At 67.3% G+C, this 19,789-nt stretch carries 18 protein-coding genes; 6 read left to right on the top strand and 12 right to left on the bottom strand.

What is annotated here, in order from left to right; all coding sequences use genetic code 11:
• Positions 1 to 50: 50 nt before the first annotated feature.
• Positions 51 to 1,802 carry an acyl-CoA dehydrogenase gene (locus WEA29_00525; GenBank protein ID MEX2322250.1) on the bottom strand — a complete coding sequence of 584 codons (1,752 nt, stop codon included), beginning with the start codon at positions 1,800 to 1,802 and terminating at the stop codon, positions 51 to 53.
• A 92-nt stretch (positions 1,803 to 1,894) separates the two neighbouring features.
• On the opposite strand from WEA29_00525, the gene WEA29_00520 reads away from it, so the two are divergent.
• Positions 1,895 to 2,383: a YbaK/EbsC family protein gene (locus WEA29_00520; protein ID MEX2322249.1), complete on the top strand. Its 489-nt coding sequence runs from the start codon at positions 1,895 to 1,897 to the stop codon at positions 2,381 to 2,383.
• Positions 2,384 to 2,413: 30 nt separating this feature from the next.
• The gene (locus WEA29_00515) at positions 2,414 to 3,535 is read left to right on the top strand and encodes an AI-2E family transporter (GenBank protein MEX2322248.1); all 1,122 of its coding nucleotides are present in this window, start codon (positions 2,414 to 2,416) and stop codon (positions 3,533 to 3,535) included.
• A gap of 167 nt (positions 3,536 to 3,702) precedes the next feature.
• On the opposite strand, the gene WEA29_00510 is transcribed toward WEA29_00515, so the two are convergent.
• Together WEA29_00510 and WEA29_00505 are read right to left on the bottom strand one after the other, a co-directional pair.
• The gene (locus WEA29_00510) at positions 3,703 to 4,470 is read right to left on the bottom strand and encodes a methylated-DNA--[protein]-cysteine S-methyltransferase (protein ID MEX2322247.1); all 768 of its coding nucleotides are present in this window, start codon (positions 4,468 to 4,470) and stop codon (positions 3,703 to 3,705) included.
• Positions 4,467 to 5,018, bottom strand: a complete 552-nt coding sequence (locus tag WEA29_00505; GenBank protein MEX2322246.1) for a sigma-70 family RNA polymerase sigma factor — start codon at positions 5,016 to 5,018, stop codon at positions 4,467 to 4,469. Before WEA29_00505 ends, WEA29_00510 begins: the two co-directional genes overlap by 4 nt.
• Positions 5,019 to 5,120: 102 nt before the next feature.
• On the opposite strand from WEA29_00505, the gene WEA29_00500 reads away from it, so the two are divergent.
• Entirely contained in the window at positions 5,121 to 5,765 is a 645-nt protein-coding gene (locus WEA29_00500) for a hypothetical protein (protein MEX2322245.1), read from the top strand.
• Positions 5,766 to 5,909: 144 nt separating this feature from the next.
• On the opposite strand, the gene WEA29_00495 is transcribed toward WEA29_00500, so the two are convergent.
• The 3 genes from WEA29_00495 to WEA29_00485 all read right to left on the bottom strand — a co-directional run bounded on the left by WEA29_00495 (position 5,910) and on the right by WEA29_00485 (position 10,742).
• Positions 5,910 to 6,518 (bottom strand): DNA-3-methyladenine glycosylase 2 family protein, encoded by a 609-nt coding sequence (locus tag WEA29_00495; protein MEX2322244.1) that lies wholly within the window; start codon positions 6,516 to 6,518, stop codon positions 5,910 to 5,912.
• A 42-nt stretch (positions 6,519 to 6,560) separates the two neighbouring features.
• Positions 6,561 to 6,707 carry a hypothetical protein gene (locus WEA29_00490; GenBank protein ID MEX2322243.1) on the bottom strand — a complete coding sequence of 49 codons (147 nt, stop codon included), beginning with the start codon at positions 6,705 to 6,707 and terminating at the stop codon, positions 6,561 to 6,563.
• Between the two features lie 621 nt (positions 6,708 to 7,328).
• Entirely contained in the window at positions 7,329 to 10,742 is a 3,414-nt protein-coding gene (locus tag WEA29_00485; GenBank protein ID MEX2322242.1) for a vitamin B12-dependent ribonucleotide reductase, read from the bottom strand.
• A 316-nt stretch (positions 10,743 to 11,058) separates the two neighbouring features.
• Between WEA29_00485 and WEA29_00480 the strand changes: the two genes are divergently transcribed.
• Both WEA29_00480 and WEA29_00475 read left to right on the top strand, forming a co-directional pair.
• Positions 11,059 to 12,651, top strand: coding sequence for an amidase family protein (locus WEA29_00480; GenBank protein MEX2322241.1), 1,593 nt, complete (start codon positions 11,059 to 11,061; stop codon positions 12,649 to 12,651).
• Positions 12,652 to 12,688: 37 nt separating this feature from the next.
• Positions 12,689 to 13,903 (top strand): arginine deiminase, encoded by a 1,215-nt coding sequence (locus WEA29_00475; GenBank protein ID MEX2322240.1) that lies wholly within the window; start codon positions 12,689 to 12,691, stop codon positions 13,901 to 13,903.
• Between the two features lie 95 nt (positions 13,904 to 13,998).
• Here the strand turns inward: WEA29_00475 and WEA29_00470 are convergent, their stop codons facing one another.
• The 4 genes from WEA29_00470 to WEA29_00455 all read right to left on the bottom strand — a co-directional run bounded on the left by WEA29_00470 (position 13,999) and on the right by WEA29_00455 (position 16,111).
• Complete coding sequence (locus WEA29_00470; GenBank protein MEX2322239.1) at positions 13,999 to 14,709, bottom strand: hypothetical protein; 711 nt, start codon at positions 14,707 to 14,709, stop codon at positions 13,999 to 14,001.
• A 66-nt stretch (positions 14,710 to 14,775) separates the two neighbouring features.
• Positions 14,776 to 15,051 carry a hypothetical protein gene (locus WEA29_00465; protein MEX2322238.1) on the bottom strand — a complete coding sequence of 92 codons (276 nt, stop codon included), beginning with the start codon at positions 15,049 to 15,051 and terminating at the stop codon, positions 14,776 to 14,778.
• A 4-nt stretch (positions 15,052 to 15,055) separates the two neighbouring features.
• Positions 15,056 to 15,895: a hypothetical protein gene (locus WEA29_00460; protein MEX2322237.1), complete on the bottom strand. Its 840-nt coding sequence runs from the start codon at positions 15,893 to 15,895 to the stop codon at positions 15,056 to 15,058.
• 39 nt (positions 15,896 to 15,934) lie between these two features.
• On the bottom strand, positions 15,935 to 16,111 hold the full coding sequence (locus WEA29_00455) for a hypothetical protein (protein MEX2322236.1): 177 nt from the start codon (positions 16,109 to 16,111) through the stop codon (positions 15,935 to 15,937).
• 174 nt (positions 16,112 to 16,285) lie between these two features.
• Here WEA29_00455 and WEA29_00450 point away from each other — a divergent pair, with 174 nt between their 5' ends.
• Positions 16,286 to 17,443, top strand: coding sequence for a hypothetical protein (locus WEA29_00450; GenBank protein MEX2322235.1), 1,158 nt, complete (start codon positions 16,286 to 16,288; stop codon positions 17,441 to 17,443).
• 116 nt (positions 17,444 to 17,559) lie between these two features.
• On the opposite strand, the gene WEA29_00445 is transcribed toward WEA29_00450, so the two are convergent.
• Both WEA29_00445 and hppD read right to left on the bottom strand, forming a co-directional pair.
• On the bottom strand, positions 17,560 to 18,447 hold the full coding sequence (locus WEA29_00445) for a hydroxymethylglutaryl-CoA lyase (GenBank protein MEX2322234.1): 888 nt from the start codon (positions 18,445 to 18,447) through the stop codon (positions 17,560 to 17,562).
• 11 nt (positions 18,448 to 18,458) lie between these two features.
• Positions 18,459 to 19,580 carry a 4-hydroxyphenylpyruvate dioxygenase gene (gene hppD, locus WEA29_00440; protein ID MEX2322233.1) on the bottom strand — a complete coding sequence of 374 codons (1,122 nt, stop codon included), beginning with the start codon at positions 19,578 to 19,580 and terminating at the stop codon, positions 18,459 to 18,461.
• Positions 19,581 to 19,789: the final 209 nt, after the last annotated feature.

The following is a 19,789-nucleotide window of genomic DNA, read 5'->3' as shown; positions in this document are numbered from 1 at the left end:
GACATAATCGTCTTACGCGCGCTGGCGCGCGTAAGAACTCCTGGATCCTGTCAGACGAGACGCTCTTCGGGGACTCCGAAGAGCGATTTGGCCCCGGCGAGCACGCTCGGGAGCATGCCCGGGACGCCGCTCACCACCTGTTCGGCGAAGAAGGCGGTCGTGGCGGCCTTGTCTGACAGGAACTCGTCGGAAAAGCCGGTTCCCCGGGTCGCCGAGGCCAGCAGCCCGCCGGCGACCGTCGTCGCCAGCATCCGGCAGTACCCGGTGGCGGCCGCCAGCGCGTCCGGGCGATCGGCGCTGAGCAGCCAGTCGGTGGCGCGTCGACATGCTTCGATGGCCTCGGACAGGGGAGTGCGAACGGGCTCCTCGGCGGCGTCCGTGCCCTCGTCGAGGTGGTCGAGGAGCCACCGAACCGCTGCGCCGCCGTCGCCGGCCACCTTGCGACTCACCAGATCGATCGCCTGGATCCCGTTGGTGCCCTCGTAGATGGGGGCGATCCGGGAGTCGCGCCACCACTGGGCGGCGCCGGTCTCCTCGATGAACCCGGCACCGCCATGCACCTGGATGCCCAGCGAGGCGAGTTCCGTGCCCAGGTCCGTCCCCCATGCCTTGGACAGAGGAGTCAACAGACCGGCGAGGGCGGTCTCGCGTTCACGGACGTCTGGATCCGGATGGTGCTCGCCCAGGTCGATGGCCGCCGCGTTGCGGTACATGAGGCACCGCATCGCCTCGGTGCCGGAGCGCATGAGCATCAGCATGCGGCGTACGTCGGGATGCCGGACGATCGGCGACGGTCCGCCCTCGTCGCCTACCGCTCGTCCCTGTCGACGCTCGAGGGCGTAAGCCGCCGCCTGCTGATATGCCCGCTCGGCGACGGCGAGACCCTCGACGCCGACCATGAGTCGGGCCAGGTTCATCATGGTGAACATGTAGCGCATGCCCGAATTCGCCTCGCCGACCAGATAGCCGATGGCACCGTTTCCCCGGTCCCCGAAGGAGAGGACACAAGTGGGGCTGGCATGGATGCCGAGCTTGTGCTCGATCGAGACGCAGGAGACGTCGTTGCGCTCCCCGAGCGTGCCGTCGGGCTGCACGAGCACCTTGGGGACGATGAAGCAGGACACGCCAGCGGTCCCGGGTGGAGCATCCGGCGTTCGGGCCAGGACCATGTGGATGGTGTTGTCGGTCATGTCGTGCTCGCCCCAGGTGATGAAGATCTTCGTCCCGGTGATGCGCCAGGTCCCGTCGTCGGCGGGAACGGCGCGGGTGGAGAGGGCCCCGACGTCGGATCCGGCGTGGGGCTCGGTGAGCGCCATGGTCCCGGTCCACTCGCCGCTTATCAGCTTCTCCAGGTAGAGGCCCTGCTGCTCCTCGCTGCCGTGGGCCAGCAGCAGTTCGTTGGCCGAACAGGTCAGCATCGGGCAGAGTGAGAACGCCACGTCTGCGGTGGTGAGCAGCTCCTGGAGGGCGATCCCGACCACGGTGGGAAGGCCGCCTCCGCCCCACTCCTCGGGGAACGCCGCCGCCGGCCAGCCGGCGTCGACGAAGCGTCGATATGCCTCGCGGTAACCAGGGGGAGTGGTGACGGTCCCATCGTCGTTGCGGCGACTCCCGACGGTGTCACCGGTCCGAGCGAGCGGCGCGATCACCTCGGCCATGAAGCGTCCCGCCTCGTCGAGGATGCCGGCGGTCGCATCGGAGTCCGCGTGGGCGAATCGTTCGATCGTCGAGATCTCGCCGAGACCGGCGACGTTCTCCAGCACCCATCGGATGTCGGTGACGGGCGGGCGATAGTCGGTCATGAAGCGAAGGCTAGTGAGCCACACCGAACCTCAGCCGCTGAAGGCATCGGGCGTTGAGCGTTGAGCGTTGAGCGTCTCCTAGCCTCTTCCCCATGACCATCGCCTCTCGCGTTCTCGCCCATCTCAATGCCCTCGGTGCCGATTACGAGGTCATCGACATCGATCCCGACCTCGCCGACACGGCCGCCTTCTGCGCCGCATACGGCTACACCCTCGCCGAGTCGGCAAATGCGATCCTGGTCGCCTCCCGGCGACCCGAGGGCCATCACGCGGTGTGCGTGGTGCTCGCCACGATGCGCCTCGACGTCAATCGCCGGGTGCGCACACTGCTGGGCGTGCAGAAGGTGTCGTTCGCCGATGCGGGCACCACGCGACTACTCACGGACATGGAGATCGGCGGGGTGACCCCGTTTGGCCTTCCCGATGGGGTGCCGGTACTGGTCGACGCCGCGGTGATGGGTGCCGGCCGGTGCATCGTGGGGGGTGGAAGCCGGTCGATCAAGATCCACCTCGACCCGGAGGTGTTCGGACGGATGGACGGTGTGGCGATCGTCGACGATCTGGCTCGCCATCCCGGGTGAACCACCCGTCGGATTGGTAGCCTGCGCCGCGTGACCACCAAGGACGCCCCCGTCAAGGATCGAAACGGGATGCCTCCCTGGGTGCCCCGGCTTCTCGGCATGATCGTCGCCATCATGGTCGGGGTCTTCACCGCCTATCACGTTCTGGGGAGGTTGCGCGGGCTGATCGTCATCCTGCTGATCAGCCTGTTCCTGTCGATCGCCATCGAACCCGGGGTCAACTTCCTGGCCCGCAGGGGATGGCGGCGCGGTCCGGCCACCTGGGCGATGTTCTTGTCGGTGATCCTGTCGCTCGGCCTGTTCATCGGGATGATGGTGCCGCTGGTCGTCGACCAGGTGTCCCGCCTCGTCGAGCGGCTTCCCGGGTACGTGGACCAGTTCTACGGCTTCCTGGACCGACTCGGTGTCGACGTGTCCGGGAAGCGGCTCAGCGACGCGGTGTCAGGACTCGACCCGGATCTCGGCGGCCTGGCCGACGATCTCGCCGGGACCGTCTTCGGCGTCGGACAGCGGCTACTCAACACCCTGCTTCAGTTGCTCACCATCGGGCTGTTCACCTTCTACATGGCGGCCGAAGGTCCGAAGATGCGGCGGGCGGTGTGTTCGATCATGCGGCCGGAGCGCCAGGTGAAGGTGCTCCGGGCATGGGAGATCGCCATCGACAAGACGGGCGGCTACTTCTACTCGCGGGCACTCCTCGCCGGTATAGGGGCGCTGGTGGCCTGGGCTGTGTTCGCCATCACCGGCATCCCATTTGCGATCGCCCTCGCCCTCTGGATGGGGGTGCTCTCCCAGTTCGTTCCCGTGGTCGGGACGTACCTGGGGGGCGCGTTGCCGCTGGTCATCGCCCTCCTCGAGAGCCCGGCGAAGGCGATCGTCGTCGTGGTATTCGTCGTGGTGTATCAGCAGTTCGAGAACTATCTGCTGACGCCACGAATCACCGCCCGCACCATGGCACTCCACCCTGCGGTGGCTTTCGGCGCCGCCATTGCCGGCGGCACGCTGATGGGTGTCCCCGGTGCCCTGATGGCGTTGCCGTTTGCGGCGACGGTGCAGGCGTTCGTTGGGACCTTCATGGAGCGCCACGAGGTGGTCTACGACAACCTGACCTCGGATGCTCCATACGACTCGGACGACACCCCCGAGGAGTGATTCAGACCCGGGCCGTCGCCCGGTTTACCGCGCGCAGCGCGTGCCCATTCATTTCGCGAAGGTCGGCCTCGATGCTCGTGCCGGAGGCATCGGCGCCGACGGAGTCGTGTCGACCCCGGACGGCGAATGCATACCGTTTCTGTCGTCGCCGCCGACAACAAGACCGGTCAGGCCGCGGGCCGGCACAGTTTGCAGGCCCGAAACCCACGGTCCGCAGCCTCACTCGTGCTGTGGAGTTCGACGCGGTGGGAGCCGGCGATCGTGCGCGCCGCTCGACAGGTCGGATGGCAGTAGATCCGGGTCGTCTCGCTTCCGACGAACCGTGTGCCGGTCCGAGCCATCCGCTGGTATTCGGCCACGTCGAGGCCCTCGGCGGCGAGGAGCCGCGGCTTGTTGTCGTCGGAGCCGAGTGAGTAGCGGCCAAGTGACCCGTCGGATCGGACCACCCGGTGACAGGGGAGGATCAGGGGGATCGGGTTGGTGGCCAGAGCCGATCCCACCGCCCGCACCGCCCCGGGGTTGCCCAGCTCCTTGGCGATCCAGCCATACGGGCGGACCTCACCGCGGGGGATCGTCGCCGCCGTCAACAGGACGTCGCGCTGGAAGGGCGTGACCCCGCGAAGGTCCACGGGCAGCCTCCCCGGCCGACCACGATCGAGGGCTTCGGCGAGGTGCCGCTCAATGGCCTCGGGCACGGCCGTGGCCGGCCGCAGCGGGCGGCGGTGGCGCCGCTGGAAGTACGCCTCGAATCGCCCGGCGTCGGCGTCGGCCGACACGGTGGACACGCCACGACCGTTGAAGGCGATGAACAGGCGCCCGACGATGCTGGGCCACTCGACGAACTCGTCGGCGAGCCCGACACCGACGAGGACCCGGTTGCCGACATCATCGGGAGGGGTGGCGGTGAGCTGCTGCAGTCGGTCTTCGATGGTCATGGCGTCTCCTCATCGAGCAGGTGGCGGAGCCGTTCCAGGCCCCGGTGGATGTCGGATCTGACGGTCGCCGTTGGGCGGTCCAGGGCGGTTGCGATTTCGTCGGTGGTGAGGCCGACGACGTGACGCAGGACGACGGCGCTTCGCATCGGCCACGACAGGGTGAGCAGGTGGCCGGTGAGTCGGTCGCCCAGATCGGCCTGCTCGGCCCTCTCGTCTGGCCCGGCACCGCCGTCGGTCGGTTCCGGTCCGTCGAGTGGCAGCGTTGGTTTGCGGGATCGCTGGCGCAGCCGGTTGCGGCACAGGTTGGCTGCGATGGTCCACAGCCATCCGGACAGCCGGAGGGTGGCGATCCGCTCCGCCGGGTACTCGTCGAGCGCCCGGTAGGCCCTGATCAGCGCGTCCTGGGTGACGTCCTCGGCGTCCTGGCGGTGTCCCAGCATGCGAAGCGCCCCGGAGTAGAGACCGGGGCTCAGCGCCTGCACGACCTCGGGAAACACGGCGTCGAGATCCTTTGATAGCCGCACGGCCAGGTCGTCGAGGTCGGTCATCGTCACCATCGTGCCTGATAACACCGCGGACCGCTCCGGCGTTGCAGCGGCCGTAGCCGAATCCACGGCACCGGCTGATCCCGAGCGGTATACCGTTGCCTCATGCCCGTGTGCTGTGATCCGAAGGACTACGGCGGCGTCTTCGACGAGCGAATGGCGCGTCACTCACTGCGAGGGTTCCGCAAGCGCGGCCTCGACTCCACCGCCGGTCCGATGATCGGCGCCCTGGCTCGTCGCCGCCTGGAGGGGGCGACGGTGATCGAGGCAGGCGCCGGCATCGGCTCCGCCCAGGTGGCCCTGCTCGGCTCCGGCGCCGAGAGAGGTATCGCCTACGAGTTGTCGCCGGGGTACGAGTCGGTTGCCGCTGAACTGCTCGAGGAGCACCGGATGACCGGCCGTGTGGAGTGGCATACCGCCGACTTCGTGACCCACGCTGGAGCACCAGCCGACATCGTCTTCCTCAACCGGGTGGTGTGCTGTTTCCCCAACATGCCTGCGATGGTCGATCGGGCAACGCAGCGCTCCGGTCGTCTGCTGGCAATGTCATATCCCCGTCGCCGCTGGCTGGTCCGCATCGGCCTCCGCGGGGTGAACGCCTTCCTCTGGCTCCGCCGGACCACCTTCCGCGTCTTTGCCCACGACCCGGGGGAGATGGCACAACGGATCGAGGGCGCCGGTTTCACCGAGGTCGACTCGGGCCGCACCGCGGTCTGGGAGTGGAAGGTGTGGGAGAGAGGGCGCGATTAGCAATTCGCGATTCGCTATTCGCCAGAACGTCTTCTCTCTCCCCCCGAAGGGGGGGAGTACCGCCGAAGGCGGGGAGGGGGGAGGGCGAACGCTACGTATACCTCTCAGCGCGGTCTGTCTGGAGCCCGGTGCCTGGCGCCTGGCTCATCGCCTTCCCCTCCGCCTCAGGTACGCGTCCCAGACCAGGTGTGCCGCCGCTGTGCGCCGCGGTGCCCACTGCTCCGCTATCGCTCTCAGCGCCTGTTCGCTCGGCGGCGCCTCCAGCGCGGCAATCTCCTGCCATCCCACTCTCAGCGCCAGGTCGCCGGCAGGGAAGATGTCGCGGTGGCCGACGGCGAACAGGAGGTAGCACTCGGCGGTCCACACACCCACACCGCGCAGTGTGGTGAGGGTGGCCACTGCAGCGTCGGGTCCCATGGCGTCTAGGGCGGAGAGGTCGAACCCGTCGAGGATCGCCTCGGCGATGCCCCGCGCGTACCCGGCTTTCATCCGGGTGAAGCCGCACCGCCGCATCATGTCGTCGTCGAGTCGGAGCAGCGCTTCCGGGGTGACCGCGCCAAGGGTGGTGACCAGATTGGCGTACATGGCACCTGCCGACTCGATCGACACCTGCTGACCGAGGATCAAGTGGACTAGGCGGTGGAAGCCCGGCTCGTGCAACTCGATCGGTGGAACACCGACCGGACTCGCCAGCCGGGGGTCCTGTCGCGCCAGGTAGCGAACGTCGCTAGTGATCGTGCCGAGGCGGTCCATGGAGACCGCATTCTGGCGAGCTTCGTTAGTCGAGTGCCCAGTTCACGGGGTATCGGCGGCTGGGACCGGCGAGCGCAGGTAACTGATCGCGACGCCGATGATCACCACGATCGCGATGGGCGTCATGACCACGGTCCAGAACCATATGCCGCCGAGCAAGGCACCAACCGTGATGAGCACATCCCCCATCGATCGACGTTGGGGGCGGATCCAGAGCCCAGCAACGAGCGCGGCCGCGCCCCCGGTACCGAGGCTGACACCCGCGGCTGTGCTCTCGGCGTCGAGGATGTTCGAAGTGCCGTTTCCATAAACGAACGCTAGGGCCACCCATAGTTGCGCGGCTGCCAGAACTCCTACGAGCGGAACCCACCACGCTTGTCTGAGGATCTGGCTGACTCGACTTCTTTCCACAGGTCCTCGCGTGCGACTGTTCGACAATTCCCGCCTCCTAGTAAGCCGACCGAGCGAGCGGTCGCGAGGCACGGAGCCGCAGGAAAGTGGAGTAAAGGCGGGTCGACCCCCAGCGATACTTGCCTTGAGCGCGATCATAGACCGAAACCTGGAGGGACTCCTGAGAGCTGATGCGTGCCGCCGAGTAGATGCTCATCGACGCGGCAGGGGTGTACCGCTGACCCACCGCCAGGTCACCCACAACCCGTTCTGGTGCGGCCGGGTCCGGGTATGTCCCGTCCGGCAACACCATCTGGGACATGGCGAACACTGCCTGGTGGTTGAGCCGAGGGGCTGATCGGGTCCCACGGCCTCAGGCCCCCGGTCTGGGGCCTGAAGCCTGGTCGGTATGGCTGTTGCTTACGAGCAGCCCGTTGTGTTGCCGCAGTTGAGGCACTTGTAGCACGATCCGCTGCGGATCGTGATGTGGCCGCAGACGCCACACATCGGGGCGTCGCCCATCATCTCGCTCAGGGCCGCCTGCACGGACACCGTCTGGCTGGCGGCGGCCGTCGCTGGCTTCGCGGTCAGCGTGACCGTGGCCTTCTTGCCGTGACCGTTCCCGTTGCTGTGGCCGTTGCCCTTGCCGTTCCCGGTGACGGGAAGCGGCTTCCGGTCGGCCACCGCCGGGTGGTGCACCGGCGCCATGCGGGTGATGTCCTCGTCGAGCTCCAACTGGACGCCGGCGTCGACGGCGAGACCGCTCGGCGGCTCCGGCAGCTCGCCGACTTCCTGCGGCGGCACCTGGACCAGATCGGCCCGACCCAGGTACTCGAGGCCGAGGGAACGGAACACGTAGTCGATGATCGACGTCGACATCTTGATGTTCGGGTGGCCTTCGACCATGCCCCTGGGCTCGAACGTCTGGAAGGTGAACGACTCGACAAACTCCTCGAGCGGCACCCCGTACTGGAGGCCCTTGGAGACGGCGATGGCGAAGCACCCGAGGATGCCGCGCAGCGTGGCTCCCTCCTTGGCCAGGTCGATGAACAGCTCGCCGAGCGTGCCGTCGTCGTACTCGCCGGTGCGGAGGAACACCTTGTGGCCCCCCACCTTCGCCTCCTGGGTCCAGCCGGTACGCCGGGAGGGCAGCAGGAACCTGGGCCGGTTGACCCCGTGGTACGCCTGTGAGGGGCTGACCCCCGGGGCGAACACGCCCGTCACCATCCGGGCCACACTGTCGATGGCCTCGGCGAGCCCCTCATCCTCGTCGTCGTTGGTATCGCCCTCACCGGTGCTCGACGACAGCGGCTGACTCGCCTTCGACCCGTCCCGGTAAAGGGCCATCGCCTTGAGGCCCAGCTCGGCGGACAAGGCGTACGAGTCCTCGATGTCGGCGATGGTCACCTCGTTGGGCATGTTGATCGTCTTCGAGATCGCCCCCGAGATGAACGGCTGAGCCGCCGCCATCATCCGGATGTGACCGGTGTGGTGAATGAACCGCACACCGAGCTTGCCGTTGCGGTTGGCGCAGTCGAACACCGGCAGGTGCTCGTCGGCCAGGTACGGGACGCCCTCGATGGTCTGCGTGCCGCAGATGATTCGGTTCGCCTCCTCCACCTGCGAACGGCTGAAGCCGAGCGACCCGAGCAGATCGAAGTCGAACGAGGTGTACTGGTCCTCGGTGAAGCCGAGCCGCTGGAGGGCTTCCTCACCGACCACGAACACGTTGAACGCGTGGCGCAGCTCGAACACGCCGGGCAGCGTGCGCTCGATCGCATCGATCTCGTCCTCGGCGAATCCCTTGTCGGCGAGCGACTCACGATTCACGTGCGGAGCGCCGTCGAGCGACATCGTTCCGATCACGTGCTGGACGATCTCGAGCCGCTGGGCATCGTCGTAGCCGAGGTTTCGCAGCGCCGGGTCGATCGACTGGTTGGCGATCTTGAAGTAACCGCCGCCGGCGAGCTTCTTGAACTTGACCAGGGCGAAGTCGGGCTCGACGCCTGTGGTGTCGCAGTCCATGAGCAGGCCGATGGTCCCCGTCGGCGCCAGCACCGTCGCCTGGGCGTTGCGGTATCCGTGGGCCTCGCCCATGGCGACCGCGTTGTCCCACGACTCGCGGGCCGCGGTCAGCAGGTCGGGCGGGCACAGGTCGGGATCGATGCCCATGACGAAGTGGGTGATGCCGTCGTACTCCCCGGCGGGAGCGTTGTATGCGGCCAGCCGGTGGTTGCGCATCACCCGCAGCATCGACTCCCGGTTCTGCGAGAAGCGCGGGAACGGCCCGAGCGCCACCGCCATCTCCGCGGATGCCGCATAGGCGTCACCGGTGAGGACCGCGGTCAGCGCTCCGGCGACCGCCCGCCCCTCATCGGAGTCGTAGGGGAGGCCCTTGCGCATGAGCAGTGAGCCGAGGTTGGCGTAGCCGAGGCCGAGCGTTCGATAGTCGTACGACCCCTGGGCGATCTCCTGCGACGGGAAGTGGGCCATGAGCACCGAGATCTCCAGCACCATGGTCCACAGACGGATGGCGTGCTTGTAGCCGACCAGGTCGAACTCGCCGGTGTCGTCGTCATAGAACGTCACCAGGTTGAGGCTGGCCAGGTTGCACGCCGTGTTGTCGATGAACATGTATTCGCTACAAGGATTTGACCCCCGGATGGGGCCGTCGGCCGGGCAGGTGTGCCACTGGTTGATCGTCGTGTCGAACTGGAGGCCGGGATCGGCACAGGCCCAGGCGGCCTCGGCGATCCGCCGCCACAGGTCGCGAGCCTTGACCGTCTTCATGACCAGACCGGGCGTCGTGCGGGCGGTCAGTTCCCAGTCGCCGTCCTCGGCGACGGCCCGGATGAAGTCCTCGGTCACCCGCACCGAGTTGTTTGAGTTCTGGCCGGACACCGTCTGGTACGCCTCGCCGTTGAAGTCCGACGGGTAGCCGGCGGCGATGAGGGCGCGGACCTTGTCCTCCTCGACCTTCTTCCAGTCGACGAAGGTCTCGATGTCGGGGTGGTCGACGTCGAGGATCACCATCTTGGCGGCGCGGCGGGTGGTGCCACCCGACTTGATGGCGCCGGCGGCGCGGTCGCCGATCTTGAGGAACGACATGACGCCGGACGACTTGCCGCCGCCCGAGAGCGGCTCGTTCTCGGCGCGCAGCGTCGAGAAGTTGGTACCGGTGCCGGAACCGAACTTGAACAGGCGCGCCTCGCGGGTCCACAGATCCATGATGCCGCCGTCGCCGACCAGGTCGTCGCTCACCGACTGGATGAAGCAGGCGTGGGGGGAGGGGCGGGTGTACGAGTCGGTCGACTCGGTCAGCTGCTCGGTCTTTTCGTCGATGAACCAGAAGCCCTGTGCCGGTCCGGTGAGTCCGTACATGTGATTGAGCCCGGTGTTGAACCACTGCGGGCTGTTGGGAGCGGCGATCTGATTGGCGAGCATGTAGACCAGCTCGTCCTGGAACGCGTGGGCGTCGGCGTCCGAGGCGAAGTAGCCGCCCCGCTCGCCCCAGAGGCGCCAGGTGGCGGCGAGGCGGGTGAAGACCTGCTTGGCGCTCTCCTCGGCGCCGAGGACGGGCTGCCCGTCGTCGTCGAAGAGCACCTCGCCGTGCTCGCCGTGCTGGGGGACACCGGCCTTGCGGAAGTACTTCGACACCATGATGTCGGCGGCGACCTGCGACCAGGCGGCGGGAACCTCGGCATCCTTCATCTCGAAGACCACCGACCCATCCGGGTTGGTGATGCGCGAGTCGCGTCGCACCCAGTCGACGGATTCGAGCGGATCCTCCCCGTTACGAGTGAAGTACCGATCGATCCGCAGTCCGTCGCCCATGATGCTCCCTTTCCGCATCGGGGGTCCGCCCGGGGAGGGTGGGACCCGACTTATCCACACCCACTACATGTAGTGGCGGAGGATGCGCCGACCACTACGGGTAGAGGGGACACGAGTGTAATTACAACCGTGTGGTTCCGTCAAGGAGTTCGCGAAAGAACTCGACAAGCAGGGGAAGCACCGGCGGGGAAGGGCCGGTGACGGAGTTGTAGCCCCGTGACCGTGCGGTGGTCAAGCTGGAGGGGTAGGAGTGTTTCGCGAGGCGGCGCCGACGCTCAACGCTCAACGCAGGACGACCGTCTGCGATGCTGTGGGGATGGATCGCCTGGCTGGCCGTGTCCTCATGATCTCGCTTGTGGCCAGCGCTTGCGCTGGGGGGACCGCGGGGACGACCGCCAGCACGACGCTGATCCCCTCCACGACCGTCGTCACCACGACCACGGCGGCGTCGACGACGACGACGAGCACGACGACCAGCACGCTGCCGCCCGAGCCGTTCGATCCGTTCGAGGCGACGATCCCGGAACTCCAGACGGCGATGGACGAAGGGCGGCTGAGTGCCCTGGAGCTCGTCGACTACTACCTCGACCGGATCGATGCCCACGACGGCGACCTCGGCGCCATCCTCGCGGTCAATCCGAATGCGCGCGAGGAGGCAGCCGCACTCGATTCCGAGCGCGCCGCCGTCGGAGCGCGCGGGCCGCTGCACGGGATCCCGGTGGTGCTCAAGGACAACCTCAACACCTTCGACATGCCGACCACGGCGGGGTCGGTGGCGCTCGCCGACTTCCGTCCGGGGGACGACTCGGCTCAGGTGGCGGCGCTGCGCGAGGCCGGGGCGATCATCCTCGCCAAGACGAACATGCACGAGCTGGCACGCGACATCACCAACGTGTCGTCCCTCGGCGGGCAGACCCGCAACCCGTACGACCCTTCCCGGAACCCCGGTGGGTCGAGTGGTGGCACCGCGGTTGCGGTCACGATGAACTTCGCCGTCGCCGGGTTGGGTACCGACACCTGTGGTTCGGTCAGGATCCCTTCGGCCTACAACGGGTTGTACGGGCTGCGCCCCACCTGGGAGTGGTCGTCGTCGCGGGGAGTCATCCCGCTCACCCTCACCGAGGACACGGTGGGTCCGCTCACCCGGTCGGTCATCGACCTGGCCATCGTCCTCGATGTCATCGCGGCCATCAACCATCGCGCCGATCTGTCGCCGACACCGTTCCAGGGGGCCGTCGAAGCCGTCGACCCGAACGGGCTCATCGGGCGTCGCATCGGCGTGGTCGACGGCCTGTTCGCCGGTGCGCATCCCGAGGTGGCGGCGTCAGTGCGGGCGGCGCTCGACGACATGGCCGCCGCCGGTGCCACCATCGTGCCGGTCACCATCCCCGGCTTCGATGCGCTCCGCGGCAACGCCGCCACGGTTTTCCTGAGGGAGTTCCGCTTCGCCTTCGATGAGTACCTCGCCGGGTATCAGCAAGCGCCGGTGTCGTCCCTCGCCGAACTGGTGGCGCTCGGCGTGCATCACCCGGCGGTCGACGAGCAACTACGGCGGGCCATCGCAGTGACCACCCTCGACACCACCGAGTATCGCCAGGCGCTGGCCAGGCGCGACGTGGTGCGCTCCGAGCTCACTGCTTTCATGGATGCCAACGACCTGGACGCCCTCGCCTACCCGACGATCCGCCAGCCGGCGGCAGCGATCGGCCAATCACAGGGCGGGACCAACTGTGGCACTGCCTCGGTTGGGGGGATGCCGGCGATCGTGGTGCCGGCAGGCACTGCCGCCGGTGTACCGATCGGCCTCGAGCTCATGGGCAGGCCGTTCGCCGAGCTCACCCTGATCGCCATCGCCGCGGGCTATGAGGCGTCGGGGTCTCACCGCGTGCCCCCCGGCCCCGGTCAGTGACCTCCCGCCCCCCTGCCCGGTCGGTAACCTCCCTGGCATGCCCGCCGTCTTCTCCGAAATCGGTCCCCTGCGCACCGTCCTGGTTCATCGCCCCGGGATCGAACTCGCCCGGCTGACCCCGCAGAACAAGGAGCAGCTCCTCTACGACGACATCCTGTGGGTGCAGCGCGCCCAGGAGGAGCACGATCGCATGACCGGCCTCATGCGGGACCGCGGGGTCGAGGTGCTGTACGTGCGCGATCTCCTGGAGGAGGTCTTCGCCGACGAGGATGTGCGTCGCCGGGTGGTCGACCAGGTCGTGACGCCAGCGACGGCGGGCGCCTGGATCTCGGACCAGCTGCGCGCCGCGCTGCATGAGTGCGAGATGGAGCGAGCGCTCGACGTCGTCTTCGGGGGGATCATCGCCGCTGAGATGCAGGACTGGGGCATCGATCCCGTCTTCTCGGACGTCGGGTCCGACCCCTCGCTCACCGTCATTCGACCGTTGCCCAACATGATGTTCACTCGAGACAACGCCGCCTGGGTGGGACGCGGCCTCGTGTTGGGCGCGCCGAGCCGCCCGATCCGCCGCCCGGAGCCGTTCATCCTCTCCACCATCTACAGCCACCACCCGCGGTTTCGTGACGACGACTTCCCGGTGTGGTTCGGGGGCGGACCCTTCGACGCCTACCCGGCGACCATCGAGGGAGGCGATGTGCTCGTCCTCGACGAGCGGACCGTCCTCGTGGGGAGCGGCGAGCGGACGTCGCACGCCGCCATCGAGCTGCTGGCGAGCCGACTGTTCGCCGCCGATGCGGTCGATCGGGTGATCGTTGCCTCGTTCCCACACGATCGGTCGTTCATGCACCTCGACACCGTGCTCACCATGGTGGACCACGACGCGCTCAACCTGTTCCCGCCGGTGATCGACGCGGTGCGTACCTACGTGGTGACGCCGATCGGCGGTGACCGGGTGGCTGTGGACGAGCGTTCGGGGCTGGTCGAGACGATCGAAGATGCTCTGGACCGCAAGATGCGCATCATCGCCACCGGGGGTGACGACATCGGTCAGTTGCGCGAACAGTGGAACGACGGCAACAACACACTGGCCCTCGAACCCGGGGTGGTTCTCGCCTACGCCCGCAACACCGAAACCAACCAGCGGCTACGCGACGAGGGCATCGAGGTCCTCGAACTCGATGCCTCGGAGCTCGTCAGGGGCCGTGGCGGAAGCAGGTGCCTGACGCAGCCGATCGAGCGCGCTGGACTCTGACTCAGGGGGTGAGCGAATAGGCTCGCCCCGGGATCAGCTTTCGGCTTGCCACAAGCCGAAAGCTGATGAAGCCAGCGACCTATTCGCTCACCCCCTCAGGGCCGATAACCCTCGACGACCACCCGGCCGTTGCCGACGGTCACCCGCTCGACGAACCCCCCGTCACCTCCGAGGACTTCGTTGAGGTCGTCGAGCGGCTCGGAGAGTTCGTCGCGGAGACTCGCCGGGACCGACACCAGGCCCATGCTCATCCGGGTGATCACGACCTCCGCCGAACCGTCGGCTACTTCGATCGTGGCGACCACGTAGGCGGTCATCGATCCGCTCTTGAAGTGGACGACCATGCGCAGCGTTCCCGGGTCTCTTCCGATTCCGGCGATCGAGTCGACCTGCACGCGCTCCACCGGGGAGTCGTCGCTCAGTCCCTCCTGGATCACGGCTTCTATCTCGTCGTCTTGCAGGGTCAGGGTGAAGGGCCCGGGGAAGAGGAGCGCCGCGATGGCGACCTGCGCCGAGGCGAGGGCAGTCGGGTCGGCCGGAGCCGCGGTCCCTTCCGTCGTGGTCAGAGCCCTCATGATGAGCGCAGCCTGCCAGGCGACGAAGGCGATGCTGCCGACTACGAGCACGCCGGCGGTGGCGACGTAGCGGGTCACGAAGACGCGAGATCCAGCGACGGCGGCGAGCACGGCGGTCCCGACGAGGAGGAGGAATACGACGATGGCGCCGGTCTCCCCGATCGTGATCGCGCTCACGACGGCGCTGGCGAGCGCGGCGACGACTCCGAGCAGGACAGCGGCGAACCTCACGATACGAAACACCCCATGAGGCGAGGCTACCGCGCCCCGGTCGATCGGCGACTCAGCGGTGTGGCGTCAGTCGTATTCGGGTGCGGAGTCGCCGGCCATGGGCTCTGCAGGGGGCGGAGCCAGCGGCGTACTGGCGGGTGCCGGGCCCTTGGGCTTCTTGGCCGGGCCGACCATGCCCCAGACCACGCCCAGCACGGCGGTCACACCGGTGTACATGGCGAGGGTCGGGATCGACAGGGGGACGATGCTCAGCACCATCAGGAGCAGACCGAGCCCCAGGCCGAAGATCAGGCCCCAGATGAAGCCCCTGATCGGGTGCCGCTTCAGCGTCTGCGTCGTCATGTGATCACTCCCTCCACGACAGGGCCGGACGTGCGTTGAACAGGACCCCGGAGAAGCCGGCAGCAGCCAGCAGCGACGCCAGGATCCCGGGCGGGGTCAAGAGCGGGTTCGGACCTACGAACTTGACCCACCCCTCGCCGTGGCAATTCGGCTCGGGATAACTCTCCATCTCGGGGAGCTCCAATGGACCCCAGTTGTCCACCCAGGCACCCTTGGCCTTGATCAGGGCGGTGAACGGGAAGGGGAGGAGGTTGCCGAAGTCCACCGATCCCGCATTGCGGTTTTTGTCGAGACCGTTGGGGTCACCACCGTCGTCCTGGAACACGCCTTCGGCCTTCAGGAACCATCGATGGGAGTGGAAGGTCTGGGGCTGGCTCGAGCCGAAGTAGACGAGCACGCCCCGGGTGTCGACTTCGAAGGGGTTGGAGCGGGTGAGCGCCTGATTCCCGAAGATGTCTACCGGTGGGGCGTCGCCGCCGGCGTCCACGAAGGCGTCCACGGAGAGTCCGTCCTGGTCGTAGGAGATGACGACGCCCTTGCAGGCGCCGAACAGGCTGGAACCGTCGTCGGTCGCGTCGAAGTCTCCGGACACCGCGCCGAGGAACTCCTCGTCGGTGATCGCGCCGATCTTGTTGTCCCAGATGCCGGCGACTCCATCAGGTGGCAGCTGGCCGAGATCGGGGATCCCGTCTCCGTTGATGTCTACGAAGTCACCCTGGAACTGAGCCGGGATGAAGTCCATCAGGTCGATCTGCTCCTCGGTGCCGGCCAGGGCGGCCGGGGCAGTGACGAGCAGGAGCAGAGCACAGGCGGTTGTGAAGCGGATTGCTCGACGCACGGTCATGGGTCCCCTTCTGGTCGGGGCCGATGCTACTCCCGAGAATCAGAACTCGTCGGGAGGTTCCACCTCGTCGAGGACGATGTCGAATCGGTGTCCGCAGTCGGCGCAGACGTAGGCGACGACGTCCCCGGGGTGAAAGACGTCGTCCGGGGGCGGAGCCGAGAGGAGTCCCGCCGTGCCACCGCACTCGACACAGGTGATCTCGGTCGGTATGTCCATAAAGCCAGAGTAGGGAGAGTCGTCGCGAGTGCCTAGGGCCTAATGGCGGACAACGCATAACGCTTAACGCTCAACGCCAGAGAGCAAACCATCCTGCGTTGAGCGTTGAGCGTTGAGCGTTGAGCGTCCTCTCGTCCTCTCGCTACTCGCTACTCCCCTCTAGCCTTGCGTCCCGTGCGTAGAACCTCTCTGATCCTCATTGCATTGGCGCTCGCCGCTTCGGCGTGCGCCTACGAGTCGTCGGGTACCACCACGACCACCTTCGTCGAGCCCGAGGACGTGCCGCCGGCGCTCGGTCCGGCCGACATCGAGATCTCGGATCAGCGCGTCGACGGGTCGTTCTTCGTCGTCGACATGGTGTCGATGCCTGCTGCCGGATGGGTGGTGGCGCGGGTCGACGAGGCAGGCGCACCGGGCGACGTCATCGGGATCAGCGAGCTGCTGTCGATCGGCGTCATCGAGCGGGTGGCGGTCCCGTTCTTCATCCCGATCAGCGAAGACACGCCGGTGCATGTCAGCGTTCACGTCGACGTGGACCGCGACGGCAGGTTCACCTACCAGCCTCCGGACTCGTTCATCGACGAGCTAGCGGTGCGTGACAGCGGTGAGCCGGCTTCGGATCGTGCCCTGATCAGCCTGCTGCCGCCGCTCACTCCCACCGAGATATTCGTCGACGACCAGGCCACCGATGGGACGCTCGTGGGGGACATCGCCGTGGTGCTGCCCGCTCCGGGGTTCGTCGTGGTGCACGCCGACGAGGGCGGATCCCTCGGGCCGGTGCTCGGATTCAGCACGCTGATCCCCGCCGGGGGGTCCGACGGCATCGAGGTTGCGCTGGAACCCCCGCTGGCGCTCACCGGGGTCGTTCACGTCGTCGTCTACATCGATCGCAACGCCAACCTCGAGTTCGGGCCCGGCGAGGATGCCGACCAGGTTGGCGTGTGGGACGACGGTTCGCTGGCGATCGTCCCGGTGACGCTCACCGTGCCCGCCCGGGTGCCTGCCATGGTGGAGGTGTCCGATCAGTCCGGAAACGGTGGGAGCGTGGAAGTGGCATCGGTCGAACTGCCGTACGCCGGCTTCATCGAGGTCCTGACCGACGACGATGGCGAACCCGACACGAGGATCGGCGTGTCGGACCTCCTCGATGCGGGCTCGCACGAGGACGTGGAGATCGACCTCACCACCAACCAGACGTCCTCGGCGACGCTCTGGGTACGCCTGTGGGTGGACCTCGATGGGAATGGCGAGCTCTCGGCCGGGGATGGGATCGCCCTGGTCGAGGTAGGCGGCGAACCAGCACAAGCAACCTTCAGGCTGACGGTTCAGTAGGCAGCTGCGCTGCCTACAGCTACCAGCTACCAGCTACCAGCCAACAGCCAACTACCAACAGAAGATGCTCTTCGGGCTGTGAGCTGTCAGCTGTGAGCTGTGAGCTCTCCTGGCTGTCAGCTGTGAGCTGCGGGCGGCCACCCGGCCGCACGTCCGAGCATTGCCGGGGGATGGTCGTGGCCCAGTTTCTCAGCCAGCCAGAGCCCGGTCTCGGTCATCGCGCTGGTGTCGACACCGTGGCTGACGCCCATCTCGGTGAGCATGGCGGTGAGGTCTTCGGTGGCCAGGTTGCCACCGGCGCCGGGCGAGAACGGACTGCCGCCGTATCCGCCCACCGCCGAGTCGAGGGTTGCCACCCCGCGGTCGAGGGCGGCCACCGCATTGGCGTACCCGGTGTTGCGGGTGTTGTGGAAGTGACAGCGCAGTGGCGTGTCTCCCACGGCTGTCGCCACCGCATCGAGCACCTGACGCACCGTCGTCGGCACGCCGGCGCCGATGGTGTCACCGAGGGCGATCTCGTCCGCGCCCGCCTCCTCCATGCGTTGGGCGATGTCGGCCACCCGCTCCATAGGTACCCGGCCCTCGACCGGGTCCCCGAAGGCGACGGTGATGGTGACGGTTGCCGGCCTCCCGGCATCGCGCGACGCGGCGATCAGGTCGGCCACCTCGTCGTTGCGGGTGGCCGCGGTGGCGTTGGTGTTCTTCGTGGCGTAGCCGTCGGAGGCGTAGGCGACGAGGTTGATCTCGTCGAGGTCGCAGGCGAGGGCTCGCTCCATCCCCCGCTCGTTGAGGACCAGGCCGATCGCGGCGAACGACCGGTCGCCGAGCGCCTCACAGATCTCCTCGGCGCCCGCCATCTGGGGGAGCAGGGAGGGGTTGGCGAACGACACTGTCTCGACGCGTCGCGCCCCCGCACCTTCCAACCGCCGGATCAGCGCCACCCGGGCCGCCACGGGTAGAACCGACTCACCCTGGAGACCGTCCCGGGGGCCGACCTCGACGATGCCGACGGAGGTCAGAGATTGCCTCGCTTGGCCTGCTCGCGCTCGATGGCCTCGAACAGGGCCTTGAAGTTGCCCTTGCCGAAGCCAGTGGCGCCACGCCGTTCGATGAACTCGAAGAAGACCGTCGGACGGTCCTGGAGCATCCGGGTGAAGATCTGGAGCAGATATCCGCCGTCGTCCTGGTCGACCAGGATGTCGAGCTCCTCCACCTTGGCCCGGTCGATGTCGATGTCGGGCATCCGGGTCCAGACATCCTCGTAGTAGGTCGCAGGTACCGAGAGGGTCTCGAGCCCCCGCCGGCGCGTCTCCGATACGGTGTGGATCAGATCCTCGGTGTGCTGGGCGATGTGCTGCACCCCGGCACCCCGATAGAACTGGATGTACTCGTCGATCTGCGACTTCTTGAGCCCCTCGGCGGGCTCGTTGATCGGCAGCTTGATGATCCCGGTGCCGTCCCACATCACCTTCGACATCAGCGCGGTGTACTTGGTGCTGATGGCGTCGTCATCGAAGTGCTTGAGCATGGTGAAGCCGAACACCCGCTCATAGAACTCCACCCAGTAGTCCATCTTGCCGAGCTCGACGTTGGCGACCACGTGGTCGATGAACTGGAGGCCGATGGGTCGGGCGATCTCGTCGACTCGCGGTTCGAACCCCGGGAAGCCGCCGTCCCGCTGGACGAACGAATGGATGGTGTCGCCGTAGATCTGGATCGCCGACACGACCATGCGGCCGTGGTCGTCCTCGATGACGTGCGGCTTGGTCGCAGCCTCGGCCCCTCGCTCCATCGCCACTTCGAACGCCGCTTCGGCATCCGGTACGTCGATGGCCACGTCGTGGACGCCGGGTCCGTGGAGCGTGACATGCTGGCTGAGCGGATGGTCCGGGGTCATGGAGCCGGTGACGAGGTAACGGATGTCGCCCTGCTCGAGTAGGTAGGAGGCAGTCTCCCGGCTGCCCGTCTCGGGGCCCCGGTACCCGGTGATCGAGAAGCCGAGGACCTGGCGGAAGAACTGGGCGGTCTGATAGGCGTTGCCGACCCACCACTCGAGATGCGAGAAGCCCTTGAGTGGCATGTCGTCCCGGGCGGCCAGCGCCGCCGCTCTCTCCAGGGTGTCCGAGTCGGTCGTCATCACATGCACCTCCGAATACTGCGCACGGGCCCCAAAGGATATCGGGCCACGGTCGCTCGGTCGGATTCGAGGCGGCCGCTCAGTCCTTTGCCTTCTTGGCCTTCTTGGCCGCCCGCTTCTCTTTGAGGTCCCTGGCGGGAGCCTTCTTGTCGGCTCGTCCGCCCTTGTCCTTGGTCGCCATAGGATTGCCCTCCTGTTTGGTGGACAAG

The sequence above is a fragment of the Acidimicrobiia bacterium genome (genome assembly GCA_040902765.1).
Classification (GTDB): Bacteria; Actinomycetota; Acidimicrobiia; order Spongiisociales; family UBA11373; genus DATKBG01.
Note: the sequence above shows the minus strand (reverse complement) of the source record. Positions and strands in the feature narration are given on the sequence as shown.